The 5,660-nt window shown below is 58.5% G+C and carries 4 protein-coding genes; 3 read left to right on the top strand and 1 reads right to left on the bottom strand.

The features are described from left to right. Positions 1 to 33 precede the first annotated feature (33 nt). Positions 34 to 2,919 (bottom strand): Tn3 family transposase, encoded by a 2,886-nt coding sequence (locus tag CDV49_RS17885; RefSeq protein WP_001138082.1) that lies wholly within the window; start codon positions 2,917 to 2,919, stop codon positions 34 to 36. Positions 2,920 to 3,044: 125 nt separating this feature from the next. On the opposite strand from CDV49_RS17885, the gene CDV49_RS17890 reads away from it, so the two are divergent. The 3 genes from CDV49_RS17890 to CDV49_RS17900 all read left to right on the top strand — a co-directional run bounded on the left by CDV49_RS17890 (position 3,045) and on the right by CDV49_RS17900 (position 5,364). Then, a complete protein-coding gene (locus CDV49_RS17890) occupies positions 3,045 to 3,659 on the top strand; it encodes a recombinase family protein (protein WP_000904906.1) in 615 nt (204 codons plus the stop codon). Positions 3,660 to 3,724: 65 nt separating this feature from the next. Beyond that, positions 3,725 to 4,528: an aminoglycoside O-phosphotransferase APH(3'')-Ib gene (gene aph(3'')-Ib, locus CDV49_RS17895; protein WP_001082319.1), complete on the top strand. Its 804-nt coding sequence runs from the start codon at positions 3,725 to 3,727 to the stop codon at positions 4,526 to 4,528. Beyond that, entirely contained in the window at positions 4,528 to 5,364 is an 837-nt protein-coding gene (locus CDV49_RS17900) for an aminoglycoside O-phosphotransferase APH(6)-Id (RefSeq protein WP_000480968.1), read from the top strand. The genes aph(3'')-Ib and CDV49_RS17900 overlap by 1 nt, the downstream gene beginning before the upstream one ends. Positions 5,365 to 5,660 lie beyond the last annotated feature (296 nt).

Consider the following 5,660-nt stretch of genomic DNA (forward strand, 5'->3'; position numbering starts at 1 on the left):
GGGGTCGTTTGCGGGAGGGGGCGGAATCCTACGCTAAGGCTTTGGCCAGCGATATTCTCCGGTGAGATTGATGTGTTCCCATCCGAGCGGCGAAACATGGGCCAAGAGATCGGGCGATAGCAGCTTTCCATCGCGTTTCTGGTTTGCAACGACCTCGCCGAGCTTCATGGTGTTCCAGAAGATGATGATGGCGGCGAGCAGATTCATGCCGGCGATGCGGTAATGCTGGCCTTCGGCGGAACGGTCGCGGATTTCACCGCGGCGGTGGAAGCTGATTGCCCGCTTCAGCGCATGATGAGCTTCGCCTTTGTTGAGCCCGATCTGGGCACGCCGTTGGAGTTCGGCATCCAGAATCCAGTCGATCATGAACAGGGTGCGCTCGACGCGACCGACTTCCCGCAGGGCTGTCGCGAGCTCGTTCTGCCGCGGATAGGAGGCGAGTTTCCGCAGAATCTGGCTTGGCGCGACGGTCCCGGCAGCAATGGTGGCGGCGATGCGCAGGATGTCGGGCCAATTGCGCTCGATCATGGCTTGGTTGACCTTTCCGCCGATCAACGCTCGCAGGTGCGCCGGGGCGGCCGACGGATTGAACGCGTAGAGCCGTTTGGATGGCAGGTCGCGGATGCGCGGAGCGAACCGGTAGCCGAGAATGGCACATGCGGCAAAGACGTGATCGGTGAAGCCGCCCGTGTCGGTGAACTGCTCGCGGATATGGCGTCCAGCATCGTTCATCAGCAGGCCATCGAGGATGTAAGGCGCTTCGCTTGCCGTTGCAGGAATCACCTGGGTTGCGAACGGCGCATATTGGTCGGAGACGTGGCTATAGGCTTTCAGGCCCGGGGTATTGCCATATTTCGCGTTGACCAGGTTCATGGCCTCACCTTGCTCTGTAGCGACGAAGAACTGTCCGTCGCTCGAAGCCGACGTGCCCATGCCCCAGAACCGGGCCATGGGTAACGCTGCCTGTGCCTCGACCACCATGGCCAGCGCCCGGTCATAGGCTTCGCCCTCGACATGCCACCGTCCAATGCGGATCAATTCCCAGAAGGTGTGGGTGTTTGTCGCATCCGCCATTTTGCGCAAGCCGAGGTTGATCCCTTCCGCCAAGATAACGTTCATTAGCCCGATCCGGTCAGCGCAGGGTGCTCCTGTGCGCAGATGGGTGAACGCTTCGGTGAAGCCGGTCGCCGCATCCACCTCCAGCAGGAGATCGGTGATGCGCGTGGGCGGGATCTGCTTGTAGAGATCGAGCACCAGATCTTCGGCGCCTGTCGGCGCGGCGGCTTCGAGTTTCTCGATATGCAGAACGCCGTTTTCAATCGACCCGCCCGGGATCGTGCCTGCGCGAGCGGCACGGCCAAGCTCGCGCAACCGCATGTCGAGGCGAGCTTGCCGGTCTGCCAGCCATTCCTCCGGCCGCAATGGCACAGCGAGACGACCGCCTTCCGCGATGGATTGTGCCGGAACGAGTGCGTGTTTCAGATCGCCATAGCGCCGGGACCTAGTAAGCCAGACATCTCCGGAGCGGAACGCATCGCGCAGATGGAACAGCACCGCGATCTCCCATAGGCGAGCGTCGCCAGCCCTCTGGGCCCGAAGGTGGCGATGCCATTTCGAGCTGGGCCGCAAGAAGCTGGTCATCGCGGCATCGTTCAAACCGGTACGAAGGGCCGTCACCGCTTCCAGAAGCGGCAGTGCAACGGGCGCAGCTCGCAGATCGAGCAGGCGCAACATGCGTGGAGCGTATCGGCGGAAGCGGTGATAACCGTCGAGCACATGATTGAGCGGATCGTCGGCCATGGTGGCGGTCAGCCTGGTTGCCATTGCAACAAGGGTTTTTAAGCCGTCCCACCCTGACCCACTCGCGATGACATCGCCCAGCGGCTGGCCATCATCCTGTGCATCGACCAGGGCGCCCCCGATCTCGGCGAAGGATTTCAGGGTGTCACGCACCACCCCCGCTTCGTCTGCGACCTTTGCATGGCAAATACGCTCCGAAGCACGGTAGAGACGGCCGACGATCCGGTCGTGGGTTTCGACCACTGCGTCGGCCAACATCGCCTGCCATTCCGAGACGCAAACAGCCAAGATCGCAAGCCGCCTGTCCTCCGGGAGATCGCGCATGCCGTCGGCATAATACCGTTCACCCTGCCTGCGCAGACGAGTCACCCGATGGGCAGGAACGCCGGCAAGCAGATCCTCGGGGAGATCGATGCGTTGCAGATATTCGAGCCGGTCGAGCAGCCGGTTGGCCGACGAAGAGTTCGAGCCAGGCTCGAACTGGCGCAGCCACACAAAACGGGTCACCCGATCATCAGCCGTCTCCTCGAGCAATGCCAGCAACTGTTCTCGGATCGACATAGGCAGCCGACTGGCGATCCTCGTCTCGATGCGTCGCTCGGCATCGACGAGAGCCGCGGCACAAAGCCGCTCGATCGTGGATGTCGCGGGAAGGACAGTGCGGGTGCGTCGGCACTCGGCTACGAAGCGACGGGCGATATCCTCGTTCGACACCGCCATCTCGGCTTCTCGGAACAACCATTCCTTCAGCTCGCTCGCACCACGTCCGGAGAAGGTGCGGAAGCCGTAGAGCCCCCGTAACTCGGCAAGATGCTCGTGCCGTGTTTCCTCGCGGGCAGCATAGTCTACGAGATCGTCGGCACCCAGGCCAAGCTGCGCTCCGATAAATTCGATGACCTCTGCAGGGATCAGTTCGCCTGGAGCCAGCACCCGGCCGGGATAGCGCAGGACACACAATTGCAGGGCGAAGCCGAACCTGTTGTGAGCGCGCCGACGCAGCCTGATATGCCCAAGGTCTTCATCACTCAGCGTATAGTGCTTGAGCAAATCCGTCTGTGAAGTCGGCAAGCGCAACAGCGCGTCTTTCTGCCGATCGGTTAGAGTGACGCGACGCGGCATACATGTTCCTTTTTCAAAATCTGATAGCGTTCAAGACGCTTTGTTTATGAAGCTGGTTGAGATACATTTCCAGAGGTCAATGCAATCGTGGCCGAAGCGCCGCCTCAAACCAACGTTTGTGATACATGCTGATCGGATATGCCCGCGTCTCCAAAGCCGATGGCTCGCAGTCTCTCGACCTGCAGCACGACGCCTTGCGCGCCGCAGGTGTCGAACGGGACAATATCTATGATGATCTTGCTTCCGGCGGTCGTGATGATCGCCCTGGCTTGACTGCCTGCCTCAAGTCATTGCGTGACGGCGATGTGCTGGTGGTCTGGAAGCTCGATCGCCTCGGACGATCGCTTGCCCATCTGGTCAACACGGTGAAGGAGCTGTCAGACCGCAAGATCGGCCTGCGGGTTCTGACTGGAAAGGGCGCTCAGATCGACACCACGACTGCGTCCGGTCGCATGGTGTTCGGAATCTTCGCCACCTTGGCCGAGTTCGAGCGGGATCTGATCCGAGAGCGCACCATGGCGGGTCTCGCCTCCGCGAGAGCGCGCGGTCGCAAGGGCGGACGAAAATTCGCGCTCACCAAAGCTCAGGTGCGTCTCGCGCAAGCCGCCATGGCCCAGCGCGATACTTCAGTTTCCGATCTCTGCAAGGAACTCGGCATCGAGCGCGTCACTCTCTACCGATATGTCGGTCCCAAAGGCGAGCTCAGAGACCATGGAAAGCATGTTCTCGGACTTACGTAGCAACTCGTTTCTTTTCGCAGGTTGAGCCACCTCCGCGCTTCATCAGAAAACTGAAGGAACCTCCATTGAATCGAACTAATATTTTTTTTGGTGAATCGCATTCTGACTGGTTGCCTGTCAGAGGCGGAGAATCTGGTGATTTTGTTTTTCGACGTGGTGACGGGCATGCCTTCGCGAAAATCGCACCTGCTTCCCGCCGCGGTGAGCTCGCTGGAGAGCGTGACCGCCTCATTTGGCTCAAAGGTCGAGGTGTGGCTTGCCCCGAGGTGATCAACTGGCAGGAGGAACAGGAGGGTGCATGCTTGGTGATAACGGCAATTCCGGGAGTACCGGCGGCTGATCTGTCTGGAGCGGATTTGCTCAAAGCGTGGCCGTCAATGGGGCAGCAACTTGGCGCTGTTCACAGCCTATCGGTTGATCAATGTCCGTTTGAGCGCAGGCTGTCGCGAATGTTCGGACGCGCCGTTGATGTGGTGTCCCGCAATGCCGTCAATCCCGACTTCTTACCGGACGAGGACAAGAGTACGCCGCAGCTCGATCTTTTGGCTCGTGTCGAACGAGAGCTACCGGTGCGGCTCGACCAAGAGCGCACCGATATGGTTGTTTGCCATGGTGATCCCTGCATGCCGAACTTCATGGTGGACCCTAAAACTCTTCAATGCACGGGTCTGATCGACCTTGGGCGGCTCGGAACAGCAGATCGCTATGCCGATTTGGCACTCATGATTGCTAACGCCGAAGAGAACTGGGCAGCGCCAGATGAAGCAGAGCGCGCCTTCGCTGTCCTATTCAATGTATTGGGGATCGAAGCCCCCGACCGCGAACGCCTTGCCTTCTATCTGCGATTGGACCCTCTGACTTGGGGTTGATGTTCATGCCGCCTGTTTTTCCTGCTCATTGGCACGTTTCGCAACCTGTTCTCATTGCGGACACCTTTTCCAGCCTCGTTTGGAAAGTTTCATTGCCAGACGGGACTCCTGCAATCGTCAAGGGATTGAAACCTATAGAAGACATTGCTGATGAACTGCGCGGGGCCGACTATCTGGTATGGCGCAATGGGAGGGGAGCAGTCCGGTTGCTCGGTCGTGAGAACAATCTGATGTTGCTCGAATATGCCGGGGAGCGAATGCTCTCTCACATCGTTGCCGAGCACGGCGACTACCAGGCGACCGAAATTGCAGCGGAACTAATGGCGAAGCTGTATGCCGCATCTGAGGAACCCCTGCCTTCTGCCCTTCTCCCGATCCGGGATCGCTTTGCAGCTTTGTTTCAGCGGGCGCGCGATGATCAAAACGCAGGTTGTCAAACTGACTACGTCCACGCGGCGATTATAGCCGATCAAATGATGAGCAATGCCTCGGAACTGCGTGGGCTACATGGCGATCTGCATCATGAAAACATCATGTTCTCCAGTCGCGGCTGGCTGGTGATAGATCCCGTCGGTCTGGTCGGTGAAGTGGGCTTTGGCGCCGCCAATATGTTCTACGATCCGGCTGACAGAGACGACCTTTGTCTCGATCCTAGACGCATTGCACAGATGGCGGACGCATTCTCTCGTGCGCTGGACGTCGATCCGCGTCGCCTGCTCGACCAGGCGTACGCTTATGGGTGCCTTTCCGCAGCTTGGAACGCGGATGGAGAAGAGGAGCAACGCGATCTAGCTATCGCGGCCGCGATCAAGCAGGTGCGACAGACGTCATACTAGATATCAAGCGACTTCTCCTATCCCCTGGGAACACATCAATCTTACCGGAGAATATCGTTGGCCAAAGCCTTAGCGTAGGATTTCGCCCTCTCCCGCAAACGACCCCTGTATCACTGGAAGTATAAACTGTAGTATCAAATACAGATAATTATATTATCTAGCTGAAGTAATAATCAGTAGTAATACCGACTGTAGTATTAGATGTAGTAACAACTGTGCATATTCAAGCCAAACCGATAGCGGGCTATCGAATGCAATCAACTAAAGCAATCAGATAGAGTAATAGCAGCAGTAAC

It is taken from the genome of Haematobacter genomosp. 1 (assembly GCF_002196855.1).
Classification (GTDB): domain Bacteria; phylum Pseudomonadota; class Alphaproteobacteria; order Rhodobacterales; family Rhodobacteraceae; genus Haematobacter.